The 422-nt window shown below is 65.6% G+C and carries 1 protein-coding gene; it reads left to right on the forward strand.

The window, feature by feature from the left end; translation table 11 throughout:
- On the forward strand, positions 1–422 hold a 422-nt coding region (locus AC1DFC_RS29825; RefSeq protein WP_478180593.1), incomplete at both ends, for an AMP-binding protein.

Below are 422 nucleotides of genomic sequence, written 5' to 3' on the forward strand. Positions count from 1 at the left end.
TCGACCTGCACGGCGAGAACCTCGCCTACGTGATCTACACCTCCGGCTCCACCGGCCGTCCCAAGGGCGCGCAGCTGTGCCACCGCAACGTGACACGGCTGCTTGACGCCACCGATGCCTGGTTCGGCTTCGGCCCCGAGGACGTGTGGACGATGTTCCACTCCTACGCCTTCGACTTCTCCGTGTGGGAGATCTTCGGTGCGCTGTGCACTGGCGGCAAGCTGGTGGTCGTGCCGTTCTGGGTCAGCCGTTCGCCCGAGGACTTCCTGCAGTTGCTGCAAGTGCAGAAGGTGACGGTGCTCAACCAGACGCCTTCGGCCTTCGGCCAGCTGACCAGCCTGCCGCGAGCCTACCAAGAGCATTTGTCCCTGCGCGTGGTGATCTTCGGCGGAGAGGCACTGGACCCGCAGCGCCTGCGCCAG

The organism is Variovorax sp. 10L421, from assembly GCF_056395365.1.